At 51.5% G+C, this 16,237-nt stretch carries 16 protein-coding genes; 2 read left to right on the top strand and 14 right to left on the bottom strand.

Annotated features, from left to right (window positions below; genetic code table 11):
- Nucleotides 1-9 precede the first annotated feature (9 nt).
- Genes NE473_RS17730 through NE473_RS17700 form a run of 7 tightly spaced genes read right to left on the bottom strand, consistent with a single transcriptional unit; the run spans nucleotide 10 to nucleotide 6,481 of the window.
- Entirely contained in the window at nucleotides 10-1,560 is a 1,551-nt protein-coding gene (locus tag NE473_RS17730; protein ID WP_055652293.1) for a VanW family protein, read from the bottom strand.
- Between the two features lie 44 nt (nucleotides 1,561-1,604).
- The gene (locus tag NE473_RS17725; protein WP_039890511.1) at nucleotides 1,605-1,715 is read right to left on the bottom strand and encodes a hypothetical protein; all 111 of its coding nucleotides are present in this window, start codon (nucleotides 1,713-1,715) and stop codon (nucleotides 1,605-1,607) included.
- A gap of 14 nt (nucleotides 1,716-1,729) precedes the next feature.
- Nucleotides 1,730-2,437, bottom strand: coding sequence for a 3'-5' exonuclease (locus NE473_RS17720; RefSeq protein WP_055652287.1), 708 nt, complete (start codon nucleotides 2,435-2,437; stop codon nucleotides 1,730-1,732).
- Between the two features lie 9 nt (nucleotides 2,438-2,446).
- Complete coding sequence (nth, locus tag NE473_RS17715) at nucleotides 2,447-3,100, bottom strand: endonuclease III (protein ID WP_055652288.1); 654 nt, start codon at nucleotides 3,098-3,100, stop codon at nucleotides 2,447-2,449.
- Between the two features lie 18 nt (nucleotides 3,101-3,118).
- Nucleotides 3,119-4,858: a B12-binding domain-containing radical SAM protein gene (locus tag NE473_RS17710; RefSeq protein ID WP_055652289.1), complete on the bottom strand. Its 1,740-nt coding sequence runs from the start codon at nucleotides 4,856-4,858 to the stop codon at nucleotides 3,119-3,121.
- Nucleotides 4,859-4,865: 7 nt separating this feature from the next.
- Nucleotides 4,866-5,360 carry a deoxycytidylate deaminase gene (locus NE473_RS17705; RefSeq protein ID WP_039890513.1) on the bottom strand — a complete coding sequence of 165 codons (495 nt, stop codon included), beginning with the start codon at nucleotides 5,358-5,360 and terminating at the stop codon, nucleotides 4,866-4,868.
- A gap of 17 nt (nucleotides 5,361-5,377) precedes the next feature.
- Complete coding sequence (locus tag NE473_RS17700; protein ID WP_055652290.1) at nucleotides 5,378-6,481, bottom strand: L-threonylcarbamoyladenylate synthase; 1,104 nt, start codon at nucleotides 6,479-6,481, stop codon at nucleotides 5,378-5,380.
- A 167-nt stretch (nucleotides 6,482-6,648) separates the two neighbouring features.
- Between NE473_RS17700 and asnA the strand changes: the two genes are divergently transcribed.
- The gene (gene asnA, locus NE473_RS17695) at nucleotides 6,649-7,656 is read left to right on the top strand and encodes an aspartate--ammonia ligase (protein ID WP_006771124.1); all 1,008 of its coding nucleotides are present in this window, start codon (nucleotides 6,649-6,651) and stop codon (nucleotides 7,654-7,656) included.
- Between the two features lie 112 nt (nucleotides 7,657-7,768).
- Here asnA and NE473_RS17690 read toward each other — a convergent pair whose 3' ends face one another.
- The 6 genes from NE473_RS17690 to NE473_RS17665 all read right to left on the bottom strand — a co-directional run bounded on the left by NE473_RS17690 (nucleotide 7,769) and on the right by NE473_RS17665 (nucleotide 14,298).
- Entirely contained in the window at nucleotides 7,769-8,464 is a 696-nt protein-coding gene (locus NE473_RS17690) for an N-acetylmuramoyl-L-alanine amidase (protein WP_022030419.1), read from the bottom strand.
- 64 nt (nucleotides 8,465-8,528) lie between these two features.
- The gene (locus tag NE473_RS17685; RefSeq protein WP_055651558.1) at nucleotides 8,529-9,974 is read right to left on the bottom strand and encodes a metallophosphoesterase; all 1,446 of its coding nucleotides are present in this window, start codon (nucleotides 9,972-9,974) and stop codon (nucleotides 8,529-8,531) included.
- Between the two features lie 32 nt (nucleotides 9,975-10,006).
- A complete protein-coding gene (locus NE473_RS17680; protein WP_155521611.1) occupies nucleotides 10,007-11,668 on the bottom strand; it encodes a glycosyl hydrolase family 18 protein in 1,662 nt (553 codons plus the stop codon).
- A 228-nt stretch (nucleotides 11,669-11,896) separates the two neighbouring features.
- On the bottom strand, nucleotides 11,897-12,175 hold the full coding sequence (locus NE473_RS17675) for a hypothetical protein (RefSeq protein WP_022030416.1): 279 nt from the start codon (nucleotides 12,173-12,175) through the stop codon (nucleotides 11,897-11,899).
- 15 nt (nucleotides 12,176-12,190) lie between these two features.
- Entirely contained in the window at nucleotides 12,191-12,823 is a 633-nt protein-coding gene (locus NE473_RS17670) for a hypothetical protein (protein WP_055651560.1), read from the bottom strand.
- A complete protein-coding gene (locus NE473_RS17665; protein ID WP_055651561.1) occupies nucleotides 12,820-14,298 on the bottom strand; it encodes a serine/threonine protein kinase in 1,479 nt (492 codons plus the stop codon). The genes NE473_RS17670 and NE473_RS17665 overlap by 4 nt, the downstream gene beginning before the upstream one ends.
- Nucleotides 14,299-14,502: 204 nt before the next feature.
- Between NE473_RS17665 and NE473_RS17660 the strand changes: the two genes are divergently transcribed.
- Nucleotides 14,503-15,222, top strand: a complete 720-nt coding sequence (locus NE473_RS17660) for an adaptor protein MecA (RefSeq protein WP_006771132.1) — start codon at nucleotides 14,503-14,505, stop codon at nucleotides 15,220-15,222.
- Between the two features lie 120 nt (nucleotides 15,223-15,342).
- On the opposite strand, the gene NE473_RS17655 is transcribed toward NE473_RS17660, so the two are convergent.
- Nucleotides 15,343-16,233: an alpha/beta hydrolase fold domain-containing protein gene (locus NE473_RS17655; RefSeq protein WP_055651562.1), complete on the bottom strand. Its 891-nt coding sequence runs from the start codon at nucleotides 16,231-16,233 to the stop codon at nucleotides 15,343-15,345.
- Between the last annotated feature and the right edge of the window lie 4 nt (nucleotides 16,234-16,237).

Raw genomic sequence — 16,237 nt, 5'->3', positions numbered from 1 at the left:
TGACTCCCATTACACGGCAGGTGCCGCATCGGCTGCTTCAGGCGCCGGTACAGGAGACACGGCAGGTGCTTCGGGCTCCGGAGCCGGAGCAGGTTCCGGTGCCGCTGCCTCCGGCAAAGTCACACCCGGTCCTCCGTTCTCCCCTTCCACCGGCGACGGCTCGGCCGGCTGAGTCTCCACAGAAGCAGTCGTCTCCTCCGGAAGCGGTACGGTTACTGCAGGAGCGGCCGGTCCGACCTTCACAATCGCCTTGGAGGCGTTGTATGTGTCTGTATGCAGAATCTCTTTGCTCTGCTCCACTCCGTCGATATAGACGTACTTCCACAGTCTGGACTTATATCCCCTGTGAGCTGACTGAACCTGCTTTCTGGTACCCGGCTCCATGGATGGGTCCACCTCTTCCTTCGGCGGTCCCGGATCCATCGTCGCCAGCGTTTCCGACACAAACTTAAATGTCCGGTTGGCAGGTCTCGTCTCTTTCCCGTAAATGGTAAAGGTCAGTGTTTTGCCTGACGTATAGCCTTCCACATAGATGGGAGTGCTGTAATTGTTCGTAATCTTTAAATCCTTATAAGTACCGGCGATCGCCGCGTCTTCCGAGGGTTTCACGTACGTAACGATCATCGAGTGGTTCTGTCTCTGCGTAATCTCCAGTTCTGCGCGGAGAGACGCGTTGTAAAGCGTCGTGGATATCTGGCATACGCCGCCTCCCACACTGTCCACCACCTGGCCATTCTCATAGGCGGCGGCAGTGGCGTAACCGTTGGCTGTTGTAAACGGATGCATGCATTCGTAACCGGAGAGCGTCTCTCCCGGCATCAGCACATGGCCGTTGATCTTACCCGCGCCCACCCGTAAATTGGTGGCCCGGGAGTTACCGCTGCTGGAGAAATCCGTGGAAAAGGTTCCCAGCACATCCTGAATGGTTGACAGCGCCTCCGTTGTAATGGCAGGCTGAGCATCAGCCACTGCAGCAGTCACGGTCACCGGTTCCTTAAGTCCGCCTGAAATCGCCTCATCAAGAGCCGCTTTCGTGGCTCCCACATCAACACTCTTTCCAACCACGGCGGGAGTGATGACAAACGCACCATTCTCTCTCGTGATCGACGCATCCTTTGGCTCTGCTACGACAGAAGCACATTTCTCCTCTACGAATGCCGCCACCTTACCATCATCGAAAGCTGTCTCCAATGGTATGACGACATGGTTATGTTCGATGTCTTTCAAGTTTAAATATCGATGGATTAAATTCCCTCCCGTTACGGAAGCTGCCGCCTGGTTTACCGCGTCGGTATTGGACCAGTGAAAGCCCAGTTCCTTCGCCGTAGTTTCCACGGACTCTCCATCCACGACCAGCGTAATCTTTTGATTCTCCATCTCGCCTACCAGACTTTGAATCTTTTCGCCGGCTTCTTCTTCTGTCATTCCTCCCAGACTGTATTCTCCTACATAGAGTCCGTCCGGAAGGGTATCGGCCCGCGCCGGTGCCGGAACGGCCAGTGTCAGCCCCACCGCCAGCACCACAGCAGCAAGGCCTGCTGCCAAGTTTTCGTTTTTCATAATCATTCCTCAATTTTCAAGTTGCTGCCTGCCGCCTTCCTCTTCTAGCGGATCATCATCATCGGCAGTACCATAGCTACGATCAGCAGAATTACCACTGCGATAAGAACTATGGAAACGACCTTCCTGTTTTTTTTATCGTTAAAGTTAATCATGATATTCACCTCTCTCATATTCTTCCATACTGTGCTATGATTTTATCCGTAATTCTGGAGATTTCATTGCGGGTTAAGTGGTCAATTTGCACAGTTAAGCTTATTTTATGATATTTTATTAAATCCTGCAAGTGTTCTTTTTGCCTTTTTGAGGCCGGCTGCTCCTTTTTTACCTTATAAATAAGATTTTTTTCGGAAAATGCATCCGGGTGTTCCTTTCCATATCTCTTTTTCATCGCCTGATAAAGCTGGTGCGCCGCAACCGCGTCGGCCATGGCGCGGTGTGTTTCTCTCTGATCGATCCCAAACCAGCCGCAGGCCGCCTTTAAATTCTTCCTCTCTTCCGCCGGCATAAACAGCCGGGCAAGTGTCAGCGTATCGATTCCCGCTCTTGAAAACGATTCCCCCAGATTGACCGCCGCCCGCTTTAAAAAGCTGTAGTCAAAGATAATCCTGTGCCCCAGAAGCGGCAGTTCCCCCGCAAAGTTTAAAAAAACGGGAAGCACTTCCTCAATCCCCGGCGCATGAACGACATCCCGGTCACGGATTCCGGTGAGTGTTCTCGTCTTCGCCTCCAGCATGCGGTACGGATTTACAAACGACTCAAATTCAGCCGTGATTTCGCCATCTTCAATCCGCACAGCTCCTATTTCAATAATTTTGTCCCGTTTGGGATCCAGCCCTGTCGTCTCCAAGTCCACCGCAACATAGGAATTTACCATCTGATCCCCCTACTGCTCCGCACTCGGGCAGTACTCCCGAAGGAAGCATTCGTTACACTTCGGGCTTCGCGCAAAGCAGATGCTCCGCCCCAGCGTGATAATCTGGATATTCCAGAGGATCCAGTGTTCTTTGGGAAGCACCTTCATAAGCTCCATCTCAATCTTCTCCGGATCCTCCGCCTTCGCAAATCCCAGCTTTCTGGAGATCCGCTTTACATGGGTATCCACCACGATACTTGGCTCATGGTAGATATTTCCCCGGATGACATTGGCCGTCTTTCTCCCGACGCCGGCCAGACTGGTCAGTTCCTCGATGGTCCGCGGAACCTGGCCGCCAAACCGTTCCAGCAGCCCCTGACAGCAGGAGATAATATTCTTCGCCTTCATGTGGTAAAACCCGATGGAGTGGATATCCTTTTCCAGCTCCTTTAAATCGGCATTTGCAAACTTTTCGATGGAGTCATACTTTTTGAATAGGTCTGCCGTCACGATATTCACCCTGGCATCCGTACACTGCGCACTCATGATCACTGCAATCAGCAGCTGCCATGGGGTCTCGTGGTTTAAGTAGCAGACGTACTCCGTTCCATATTCCTGATCAAGAGCTGCCAGCACATGATCCACACGCGCTTTAAACTCCGCTTTCGTCTCTCTCTTTGCCATATCCTGTTTATTTTCCTCTCAATGAAAGAACTCATCAATCACAAAAGCCGCCGCGTTATAACTCAGCGGATCCCGCTGTCTGTAGTCAAACAGCACTGCCGTCTTTCCTCCAAACACTTCAAGATGAGCCATTTTAATCAGCTGCCTCGCCTCAAAGTCCTCGTATCCTTCACGTAAATATCGATGATTCACCGCCTCTTTTGCAAAGAATTCCCGTATCCTCTCTTTAAATGGGGTCTGGTCTTCGGCAAAATCCGGCCGGCTCTTTAGATTTTCTCTGAGATACAGGTCATATACCATGAGCCTTCTGTACAGTTCCATCTTATCTGGTATGTGTTCCGCCACAAACCCGTCTAATATCTCATACCTTGCCATGCGGCTGTGACTGACTCCAGTCAGCGTGTGTGCCTCGTAATATTCCGCCAGTTCAGAGAATAAGTCAAACGGCGTGTCAAATTCCTTCACCAGTTCTTTCATGGTAACGGTAAACTGACCGCTGTTTTCATAGACTTCCACCATCTCTTCCACGCCCTTTAATTTCAGCAGACTTTCGTAGTCGAGCCATTTCGTGCCCAGAACCTCGTAGGGCGGTTTTGCACTGTAGACGAGACCGTAAGCTTCCGCATTTTCAGCCATATAAGAGCCCTTCAGCACCTTTAAAAATCCAAGCTGCAGCTGATCAGGCTTCATGCCATATACCTCATTAAAAGAGTTTCGGAAGCTTTCATATCCCTCGTAAGGCAGGCCTGCAATCAGATCGAGATGACAGTGGATATTGCCAAACCCGTGGATTCGCTCCACCACCGATTTTAAGCGGTTCAAATCCGTCTTCCGCCGGATCTCCCGGATGGTATCCGGATTCGTGCTCTGTACGCCGATTTCCAGCTGAATTAATCCGGGACGCATCTGTGCCATCAGTTCCAGTTCCTCCTCATCGAGCAAATCGGCAGATATCTCGAAATGGAAGTTGGTCACCCCATTGTCATGCTCCGTGATATGACGCCAGACCTCCATGGTATGCTTCTTGCTGCAGTTAAAGGTTCTGTCCACAAACTTCACCTGGGGCACCCTGTGTTCCAGAAAGAAATCCAGTTCCCGTTTCACCAGCTCCAGATTCCGGAACCTGACCGACTTATCCAGAGAGGATAAACAGTAGCTGCAGGAAAACGGGCAGCCCCTGCTGCTCTCATAATAGACAATCTTATGCTCAAAATCATGCAAATCTTCATACGGAAACGGAATGGCGCTCATATCCGCAGCCTTCTTAAGAGGCCGGCTGACTACCTCCCGCTTCTCATTCCGGCAGGCCACACCATCGATCGTAAAGAAGTCCCTCCTGCCCTCCGCGTAATGCTTCAGCACTTCCAGAAAGGTTTCCTCCCCTTCTCCCATCATAATGCCCGTGACATTCGGCTCCCGCTCCAGGATATCGGCCGCGTCATAAGAAACCTCGGGACCTCCCAGCCAGATCTCCGCTTCCGGGAGAACGGACGGCAGGTCCCGCACAAGTTCCATAACCCAGGTTATATTCCAGATGTAACAGGAGAAGCCGATGATATCCGGCTTTCTTAAATAGATGTCCTTTAAGATATCTCCCATCTGGTTATTGATCGTATACTCTCCCAGTTCCACCGAGATTTCCCGCTTAAGGCAGGCAGAATCCTGTTCCAGCCGTCCCATGGCGTAGGCCTTCAGACTGTATATCCCGGGGTTGGAATGTATATATTTGGCATTCAGCGCCGCAAGCAAACACTTCATATTGAACTTAAACCTCGATTTCTATCTTCCGGCCTGTGGGCTGATACTGGTAATACCGCACTCCCGCCGCATTCAGCATACGCTTGGAGGCATTGACAGCCGGCGTTCCGTCGTACTTGTCACTGCCGTAGACAATGGTCTTGATTCCTGACTGGATGATAGCCTTGGCGCATTCGTTGCACGGAAACAGCGTAACATACAGCTTCGAGCCCTCCAGACTGCCGCCCCTGTAATTTAAAATGGCGTTTAACTCACTGTGGGTGGAGTAAAAGTATTTGGCATTATAGGGATCATCCTTTTCATGCTCCTTGCCCCAGGGAAATTCATCATCGGAACATCCCTTTGGAAATCCATTATATCCCATGGACAGAATCTTATTGTCCTGGCTTACGATGCACGCTCCCACCTGCGTACTGGGGTCTTTGGAACGTTTTCCCGATAACATGGCAACTCCCATAAAATATTCATCCCATGTAATATAATCTTCTCTCTTCTCAGTCATCAGCATTGTCTCCTCCTTTACTGTAAACGACCGGCTTCTGCGCCTTCCTCTGCGCATCCCCCGTGAATCATATGGTATCCTGCCGCCTTCTTCAGACGGTTCATAATCGCCTGCCCAAGGTGGTCGGCCGAAAAACTTTCGGAATAGATGTAATCTGCCTCCAGATCATCAAATTCCCTTAAAACGGCATACAAATTATGTGCAATGGTCTCCTCTCTGGCGCGCAGCCCCAGACTTCTCACCATGCCTTCCGGATACAGCTCCTGTGTCTCGTCCGTACAGATAATCCCCACACGGTACCCCGCCTGCAGCTTCTCCTTTGCCAGATGATTGATGGTCCGGGCCACCTCGGCCGGCTCCCCTTCAACCAGTGTCAGATCCGCCTTTGGCGCGTAATGCTTATACTTCATCCCCGGCGCCTTCGGCTTCACATCGGCCTTCATCGGGCCATCGCCTGTAATCGCCGGATCCAGCCCGATCCCCATCCCGAGCACCGCACCGGCCATCTCCTGTGTGACGGCACCCGGGCGCAGAATAACCGGCACCTGGCCGGACACATCGATAATGGTGGATTCCACACCGATCCCAACCGGACCTCCGTCCACAATCATATCGATCTTCCCATTCATATCCTGCCATACGTGATCCGCCGTCGTAGGACTGGGCCGCCCCGATGTATTGGCACTGGGTGCCGCTACCGGCACGCCGGACAGCCGGATGAGCGTCATGGCCACAGGGTCGCTGGGCATGCGGACCGCCACCGTATCCAGTCCTCCTGTCGTGCCGTATGGGACAGCGTCACTCTTTGGAAATATCATGGTCAGCGGTCCCGGCCAGAACGCTTCCATCAGTTTCTTTGCCGTCTCCGGTATCTCCGCTACCAGAGGCTTCAAATCAGAAAAATCCGCGATGTGTGCAATCAGCGGATTGTCTGAAGGCCTTCCTTTGGCCGCATAAATCTTTTTTGCCGCTTCCTCATCGAGGGCATTGGCACCGAGACCATATACAGTCTCCGTCGGAAATGCCACCAGACCGCCCTCCCGCAGAATTGCTGCCGCCTTTTCAAGTTTTTTCAAATCAATCTGACTTGTATCTTCTATTATAATTCGTTCTGTTACCATCTTTCTCTGCTCTCTTCTCTTATGACTTTTCCTCTTCATACTTACTGCTTATCATAGCACAACGCCCGGAACCATGCAACTTTTTAAGCTTCCCTCCCCTGTAATACTTGCGGAATTTCTGTAATAATGATACCATAAAAGGGATATTATACCGGGAGGACAATGAAATGGCACTCATGATACCAGAAAACTATGACCCCCACCTTACCGTCCGTGAGACGCAGGAGGCCATCAAATACATACGCGACACCTTTCAGAAGGAATTTGGAAAGGAAATGAACTTAGAGAGAATCTCCGCCCCCCTCTTCGTGGAGAAGAGCAGCGGTTTGAACGACAATTTAAACGGCGTAGAACGCCCCGTCCAGTTTGATATAGCAGGAATTCCCGGCGAAACGGTGGAGGTCGTCCACTCTCTCGCTAAATGGAAACGAATGGCCCTGCACGAATACGGCTTTCAGCCTGGCGAGGGGCTCTATACAAACATGAACGCGATCCGGCGCGATGAGGAGCTGGATAATCTCCACTCCTGCTATGTAGACCAGTGGGATTGGGAAAAGGTCATTACAAAAGAGGATCGTACCATCGAAACATTGAAAGAGACAGTCCGAACCATCTTTAAGATTATCAAGCACATGCAGCACGAGGTCTGGTATAAGTACCCGAACGCAGTCAACCACCTTCCAAAGGAGATCACCTTTATTACCTCCCAGGAGCTGGAAGACCGTTACCCGGGCAAGACGCCAAAGGAAAGGGAAAACCTGATTACAAAAGAATACGGCTGCGTTTTCTTAATGCAGATCGGCGATAAGCTGGCCAGCGGCGAGCCTCACGACGGCAGAGCTCCCGACTACGATGACTGGCAGTTAAACGGTGATATTCTCTTCTGGTTTGAGAACTTAAACTGTGCCCTGGAGATCTCCAGCATGGGAATCCGTGTGGATGAGAAGTCCCTGGAGGAACAGCTTAAGAAAGCAGGCTGTGAAGACCGCCGCTCTCTGCCCTACCACCGCATGCTGTTAGAAGGCCAGCTGCCTTACACCATCGGCGGCGGTATCGGTCAGTCCCGCCTATGTATGCTCCTCTTAAACCGCGCCCATGTAGGCGAGGTACAGGCGAGCATCTGGCCGAACGACATGATCGAAGAATGCCGGAGGCATAACATATTCCTGCTGTAGCAGGAACCCCGTTATCCGCCATTACGACCGGATAATACCTCCGGAATCTGTCGGAATTACAGACACAGGGCGCTGTTTTCACAAAACAGCGCCCCATTTCTTTGTCAATATGTTATCTCCCGTTCAAATATTCCATAATCCCCATATGTATCGTCCAGGCCAGCCGGTCCTGGTACTCCTCGGAATTCAGCATGGCCGATTCATTCCAGTTCGATAAGAAACCGCATTCCACAATGACAATCGGCGTCTTCACATGGAGCAGGAGGAAATAGTTGTCGTTGGCCTTGGCTACTCTCGTATTCTTGTCGCCCAGGACGAAGTCAAACCGCTTCTGCAGCGTCTCCGCCAGCTTTTTTCCTTTTTCCGATCCCTTGTAGTAAAACACCTGGCCGCCTGAGATTCCCTCCTCGTGGTAGCTGTTCTGATGGATGCTCACCGTCAGCGCCGGACTCGTCTCATTGATAATCTGACAGCGCCGGTTCATGTCCGCCATCTTTTTCTTGCTGTCCTTTTCCGTATAGAGACCCTGGTCGTCTTCACGTGTTAAGACCACCTGGACATCGGAGGCTTCCAGATACGCCTTCACCTTCTTCGCGATCTTTAGATTAATGTCCTTCTCAAGACTTCCATCCACTCCGATCTTCCCGGGGTCATTGCCTCCATGGCCCGCATCGATCACCACGACCGGCCGATCTTTCCCGGAGACTACGTTGACTCCCGCCGCCATCCGGCCTGCCTGGCGGGATACGATATAGACCATAACCAGCAGCAGTACCGCCAGATACGGTTCCAATTTTGATAGTTTCACTTTGCCTGCCTGATTCGTATTCTTATTGAATTATATCTGCCGGCAAAATAAAAAAGAACTAACTTTACTCCACTTTCAGCGAATTATAGTCTTTCGTGGCGTCCCTGACAATCGATTCCAGGTACTGGCTTAAGATACTGGGGTATCCATTCTCCCCCCACAGCTTGTATCCATCCTTTTCCGTCGCCTTATCCTTTATCTCCACGGCCTTTCCCGCATAGCAGGCTGCATTAATCTCTGCGTACACCTTTGCCATCTGGTCTTTCTGACGCTTCGTGAGACTGTCGAATTGATTCATACGTTCAAATTCATCCTGCGCCTGATTATAAAATACCCGGTTCAAAAAATCTGTGGAGTACGATTTGAAATTCAGCAGATTCTTATCCGTGCTCCCCTGCTCCTTCGCCCAGGCTTCCATATCAAGAGGCACTGTGTGATACTGAAAGCTTCCGTCGTCCCCGTAATCCAGCATTCCATACTGGCAGGGCGGAGTCGCCAGAGAGCTGGTGACGATCTCATAGATCCCGTAGTCCTCATCTTCCCGCATAAAATGCTGTACATGGAGATGTCCGCTTAAGAATAACGGTACATCCCAGCTGTCCAGCTGATCGATCAGCTGCTCGCTGTGTTCGATGGTACAGTCCTCTACATAGACCTCGCTCTCATCCAGCAGATTGTGGTGCCCCACCGGTATCACATTCATCCCTAAGTCCCAGGCGTCCTCCATCTGGTTTTCAATCCAGTCGTACGTCTCTTCCTGGATCATGCCTCCTACCTGATTATAAGGTTCGTACTGACACGTATCCAGCATCAGCGCCCGGTTATAGTCATCAATCTGGTATACGTAGCTGAGCGATGCGGTATCCCGGCTCACCGCTTCATCGTAACCGAAATCCCGGTAAATCTCCGCGAAGTCGTCCGGGCCGATATGTGCCGTTCCCAGGGCCTGTGCGCCTGTAAACTGGGCCGCCGCCGTATTATTAATATCGTGATTTCCCGGAATGACGATGACAGGGATTCCGGCGTCCTCGATCTCCTTCAGCTTTTTTGCGAAATCGAGGTGGCTGTCCCTCTCTCCATTAAGAGTCAGATCCCCTGACAGAATCACGAGATCCGGGTCCTCCTTCTTCACAGCTTCAATAAATGCATCCGTGATCTCCCAGATGTAATTGACCACTTTCCCGTCACCGTGTTCCACCTTATACTTGAACCCGTCTCCAAAATCCGTCAGCCCGCGGGAGAGGTAATGGATATCCGAAGCCAGAAGAATCCTGCAGCCCTCCTCAAATTTCTGTTCCGGCGGTTTTACCGTGGGTTCCTCCGCCTCGTGGGGAAATTCCTCAATGGTCGAAGGCACCGTTGTCTCGGCCGGTGTCTGGGGAATCTCCGCACGTTCCGTCTCCGTAGTGCTCTCCGGTTCCGTCACTGTCTCCGAAACCGGGCTTTTTAAGGAACACCCGGTCATCATTGTGCAGATCAGCGCCGCATACAATGCTGTTCTCTTTTTCATAACTCTGAACCTTCCTGTCTCTTTGCGATGTTCTACTCCTGATCCATGCGTATCTCATCCCACAGTTCGGCGGGCTCGAAGCCAAGCTTCCAGCAGGCCACTCCAGCCAGATCATACTTCCTGATCAGATCCATCTTAAGCCCTATGGAACGTTCTTCCTCCATCCAGACTTTTTTCGTCCCCTCCTCAGTCTTCAGTTCCCCATAATACTGTCCCAGTTCCTCCTGCCAGAACAGCTCCACGTTATTCTCCACCGCCCATTCCTTTGCCCTGGCAATGCCGAGAGCTACCGATGACGTCTTGCCAGCCGCCTCCTCGGTCCAGACTCTCGTATACAGAGGAATGGCATTGATCAGTTTTTCCTTCGGCACCTGTTTTAACGTATTGGAAATTCCATCATTTACATAGCCGATCGAAGCGACCGATCCCGGCTCGCCGCCGGCGTAATGCTCATCGTACCCCATAACGATGACGTAATCGGCCACAATTCCCTGCTCCTTCCGGTTATAGAACTCATTCCCTGCATACGGGACGTAATTGTCCACAGACAGCACAATGCCCTCTTTCCGGCAGGAAACTGACAGTTCTCTGATAAACTGAATGTAATGGACGCCGGCTTCTTTCTTAATTCCCTCGAAATCCAGGTTCAGTCCGTCTAAACCGTACTGTTCCACTTCGGCCATCAGCTTCCCGATCAGCTTCTGGCGGGTGGAGGTCTTCGACAGCAGTACCTCGGTCTGCACATCATTGCTGAAATTATTAATCAGAGCCCACACCTGGAGTCCCATGTCATGGGCTTTCTGCACATACGCCGCATCCGCGTAGGAATTGAATCCGCCCTCATTATCAGTCAGCTCATACCAGGTCGGAGATATAACATTCAGTCCCTTTGTATTGGCGATCAGATTATCAAAGGAGGCGTTACCTTCCGGCTTCGTAACCTGATGCCAGGCCAGGCATACCGGCTCATCCAGAGAGATGTTTTTATAGACAGGAGCCACAAAGCTGCTCACCGGAGTCTCACTCCGGCTCCCGCCCAACCGCTTATGCTCCACGTATCCGATATAACCATCCACGGTCCGCACCTTATCCCACTTCTCCATGGTCTCCAGCACAGTCACCTCCGACCCCTTTTCAACCCTGGTGATGATCGGACTCTTGATTCCGCCCTTTTCCCTGACATTTCCCTTGCTGTCCGCCACAGCCTTCGTCTCTTCTGACCAGTCATTGTTCACGAAGACACGCTTATGCTCCGCCAGGTCAAAGACCTCAAGCCGGATATCCGTGTAGTTGGCAATGAGCCCCAGTGACAGATACACCCCTTCGTCATTGACCCAGATCAAGGGCTTCCCTGAACTTCCCTTCGTGGAATGATCCGCATAGACAATCGACTCCGGAAGCGCGTAGACCAGCAGTTTCTCATTATTATCCCAGTAAAATCTTTCATTCAGATTTTCATTGACCCATTCGATCGGGAGATAAGTCTGTTCCTCAATATAAATCCCTTTCGTTTCCTGCAGCTCATTATTTAAATACACCGCCACATTGTCACCGCTTACCCCCAGCAGTCTGCCGATGTCCGCCTGCTCCTTGGAAGGCGTATATCGTTCCACCAGCCTGATACCAAAAAAACCCGCAATTACGAGTACAATCAGTCCCAGTGCCACCAGAAATGGCACCACTCTCCTTTTCATTTGCATTCCTCCTGTAATGGATGTAAGTCATAAAAACCCCTTTGGATTATACTATACCACACTTCAACGGGAATTTGCTTACATTTTCATTACATTGCAAAAATTCCCGCAACAGTTCAGCCTTCGCTTCCAGCTGCTGCCGTACCGTCACAGTTTCCCCTGTCCCGCCCTGACGCGCCGTTTCCCTGGCTGATGGCTGAAGATGGTATCTGCGCGCCCCGTATGATTTCATCTGTGGTAGACCCGGTCAAACCGGATCTCCGTCAGCTTCCCGGTCTTCTCATCAGAGACAAAATCGGCCATATAAAACGAATTGTCCTCCCTCGCCTCAAAGATACGATTCCAGTCCGGCTCCGTGCACTTCTCGCCGTCGATCACGATGGGAATTCCCCTTTCGCGGTATCGTTTCATTCCCGCTATGTAACTGTCTTTTCCATTCTCATCCATACTGTCCTCCATGCGCAGAAGCGGCAGGCCAGGTTTCCACAAGGCTTCTGTTCGTGACACATAGCCCTCCTGCCGCTATAATATCTGCTGATAAAATTCCATGACAGCTTCCGTGACAGCAAAGGCGTCTACTGAAACCGGAATCCGCCGGATTGAAAGTCCGAGCTCCTTTTCCATATTCTTTCTGGTCTCCTCGCTTCCAAACACGGCGAGAGTCTCCCAGCCTGTACCGGCTCTCTTCCATGATCCGGCGGTATCCAGAAACGCCCCTGTCTGCCACTCACTTAAGCCCGCGAGAAGAAATTGCCTGTCACATCTGAAAAATTCCTCCTGATTCCCCTCTAAAACTGTCCCGTAATCCACAATTACATCCTGATAACGGAGCTTTTTGCACAACACCAGAGTCTCTGTCCCCGCATTTCTGTAGTAATCCACGTCCAGGACAGGAAAGCTTCTGCTCCGGCCTCCGTTCCTTTTTCCAAGACAGCTCTCCTCCAGCCGGTCAAACGTTCCGCTGCCGTTCCACTCCAGCACCGCACAGCGCCTGCGGCAGATTCCGGTTAAGTATCCGGCCATCATGACCGCTGTATGGGTCACCCCCACAGCCGGTCCTGCCCCGATTAATCCAATCAGACGCTGTTCTGCAAATACCGCGCCCCTTTTGGGCGCCATTGTCCGGCTGACACGGTTTTTGAGCTTCATTTTCATGACACGCCCCTCCGTTTTTTTCGTCTGGCTCTTCCGGCTGCCTCCCGCAGTACCCTGGCCGGGTGCTTCCATCGGGAAATCCGCATGCAGCTCCATCTTCCGGACGCATCCATACCCGCCTCTGAGGCAGATTTCAGCGAATCCAGCACCTGGCAGAAAAATTCCCTGGTGCCCTCACTTTCTTTCAGTGGATCTGCAAAATATGGCGCCCGAAAGCACCGGCTCTGCTCAATCCCCTCCGGAGGCTTTACTCTTGCAGATTCCGCCAGATGGTTATAAACTGCTGCGTAAGGGGTATGGCGCTCCGCCACGCATTTCAGCGCGGATTCCGCCGCTCCCCGGCTCCACTCCCGGCCGTCGCAGACCAGGATCAGTGCATCCGGTTCCGCGGCCAGAGCCGCCTCCACCTCATGCCCATAGTCGGCAATCACAAGGCCACAGGAGGGCATGGGAAGCTTAACACCCGGTCCGTAAGCCGGCTTCCATACAAAGCCATGGTACTGCATCAGACCGCAGCGGTCCCTCAAAGCACCGGTAAAGGCACCGAGCCCCGCTCCCATACCGGATCCGTTTTTTTCTTCATACAGATTGGGATAACCAAGATTTCTAAGACAGACTGACAGGCCGACGGCTATATGAGTCGTTCCGGCCCCCGATTTGCTTCCCGCAAGCGCGATAGTAAGAGGTGATTGCAGACAGGCAGTTGCAGCGGCTCCCCTTTGCTCCAGCTGCTTTAACCGTTCGTTCAGTTCAGATGCCGAGGAAAAGCGCCTTTCCTTTTTTTGCTCCAGGCAGGTCCGGATGATGGCGGCAAGCTCCGGCGTCATCGATGGCACCGGTTCATAGGGCACCGCCGGAAATACACCGGTATACAGATAGTGGAGGATCACACCAATGGCATATAAGTCTGTCCGTTCATCCAGTTTTCCGTTTTTTTCGTACTGCTCCGGTGCGGCGCAGCCGACGGTTCCATACCGGTCTGCGGCCGCGTTTGCCTCATCCGAAAAGGCGGCATGGTCAAAGTCGATCAGCTTCACAGTTCCATGACACACCAGTAGATTCCTCGGCTGTAAATCCAGATATAACAGGGGGGTTGTTCCTGCGAGATGCAGGTAGTTCATGATGTCAGTAAGCTGGATACCATAACGGATGACCAGCCTCTGCGGCAGATATCCCTGGCTTTTAACCAGGTCATAGAGAGATTCTCCTTCCAGATACTCTTCGATTAAATAACTGTAATTCTCGTCTTCTTCTACATCGTATACAATGGGAATTCCCGGATGGCGCAGCTCCTTCAGAATTAATGCTTCGCGCCTGAACTGATCATATTCCAGAAAACTCTTCGGCACGCGCTTGATCGCGCGGTACTCGGAAAGTCCAAGATGAACCGCCAGAAAAACGGTTCCGAGACGGCCGGTCCCAAGGATACGGCATAGCTGATATTTTCCAAACAAAACGGTGTTTAATTTACCCACCTCCTTTTTGCCTGTCCAATATCGCCTCTTAGAGCCTATTCTAATCTATCATGCCCATTTTTTCAACCTTTTTTCATAAATCCCTTAAATTTATATAAATTTTTTCACATAGTAATTGCCTTTTGGTTATATTATATAGTATAGTTATGTTGAGGAAGTATGTAAACAATCATTCAACATTTTAAAAGAACAGGAAGTGATCCTATGAAGATAGAACGTATTAATGAAAATCAGATTCGCTGTACACTGACCAGTTTCGATTTAAGTGTCCGAAACTTGAATTTGGGCGAACTGGCTTATGGCAGTGAAAAAGCCCGCAGTCTGTTCCGCGAGATGATTCAGAAAGCATCTAACGAAGTGGGATTTGAAGCCGAAGACATTCCTCTCATGGTGGAAGCGATTCCTCTGTCCAACGAAAGCGTCATGCTCGTCATCACCAAGATCGAAGACCCGGAAGAGCTGGACACCCGTTTTGCCAAGTTTTCCCCTATGTCTGACGATGATCAGGACACCATGTTAAACGATCTGGCAAGCGAACTCTTAGAAGGCGCCGATGGTCTCCTGGGACTTTTAGGCGCAGATAAGAAAGATAAGGAAGAAGCTCCCGCTCCAAAGGAGGAGGCAGCTGCCAGCACCATGAGAATTTACTGTTTCCAGAGTCTCGACCAGATATCGGAGGCAGCCCGCGCCGCTTTACAGGTCTACGATGGAGAGAATACATTATATAAAAAGCCGGAAGCGAGACAGTATTACCTGGTCATAAAGAATACATTGGAGAGTTCACTCGACTTCAGCCGTGTCTGTAACATCCTTGCGGAATACGGCACCAAGATCCGGCAGGATTACGCTTCAGAAGCGTACTACAGGGAACATTACGAGGTGCTGATTGAAGGCCATGCCCTTCAGTCTCTGGCAAAGCTCTGACCCGTCCCCTTTGATTCATAGTACTTCATCACACAAAGAATAACCCGGAGGCGCATCGCGTCTCCGGGTTGTTTTTTATAAATCGGCAGATTCTTTCTGCAGCAGCGGGATTTCATTCCGTTATCCCGCCTCCAGCGCTTCCTGGAAGAACCCGGCTATTAAATCCAGCGTCACATCAGTCTCCCTGCACGGAATCTGAATCCAGTCGTGACACATGCCTGCCGCTTTCCGGAAGACCAGCTCCGTGCCGGTCACCTTCTCCATCTTCTCAGCAAGAAGTTCACAGTCCGGCGTCAAAATCTCCTCTTCACCGGAAAACATCAGCACCGGTCCCAGCCCGTCCATGGTTCCGCAGATCGGAGAAACGAACGGATCCTCTTTGTCTAGACCGCCGCAGTAACGTTTTCCAGTCTCAATCAGCGCTTCTGCCGGAAGAATATGTTCCGTCTTTCTGGCAATCTTGATCTTCGGATTTGTCAGGCTGATATCCAGCCAGGGAGACACCATCGCCGTCCTGGCCGGCATGGGACAGCCTCCCCTGTCGCGCAGTTCCTGCAAAAATGCAAGGGCCAGCCCACCTCCGGAGGAGTCCCCAAACAGGAAAAACATATCTTCCGGATACTCTCTCACCAGCCTCTCATAGGCCTCCATTAGAATGATGCGGACATCCACCGCCGTATATTCCGGACTGAGCGGATACTGAAATACCGACACCTTCATGTGGTCGAGAATCGCAAAGCGCTCTGCGATTCTCCGGTGGTGCTTCCCCGGTTCCAGGGAATACGCGCCGCCCGGAAGCATCAGGATATGCCCCCTTCCGGGGTAGCTCCCGTTCACGGTGACTCCCTTAAATCCCCTGATATCCCAGTTTTTCACCCGCACCTTCTTCGTAAAGCGTTCCATGTCCAGAGCCCCCGTGTTTCTGGGTGGGTTCTGAAGATTTTCCGCCATCTTCCTGTCCGCCTTACAAAGCCGGGCCAGAAATCCCGCCATCGATGCCTTAAAACTCATGTTC

The sequence above is a fragment of the Hungatella sp. SL.1.14 genome, assembly GCF_024460495.1.
Classification (GTDB): Bacteria; Bacillota; Clostridia; order Lachnospirales; family Lachnospiraceae; genus Hungatella; species Hungatella hathewayi.
The sequence above is the reverse complement of the archived record's forward strand: the minus strand, read 5'-3'. Positions and strand labels throughout refer to the sequence as shown.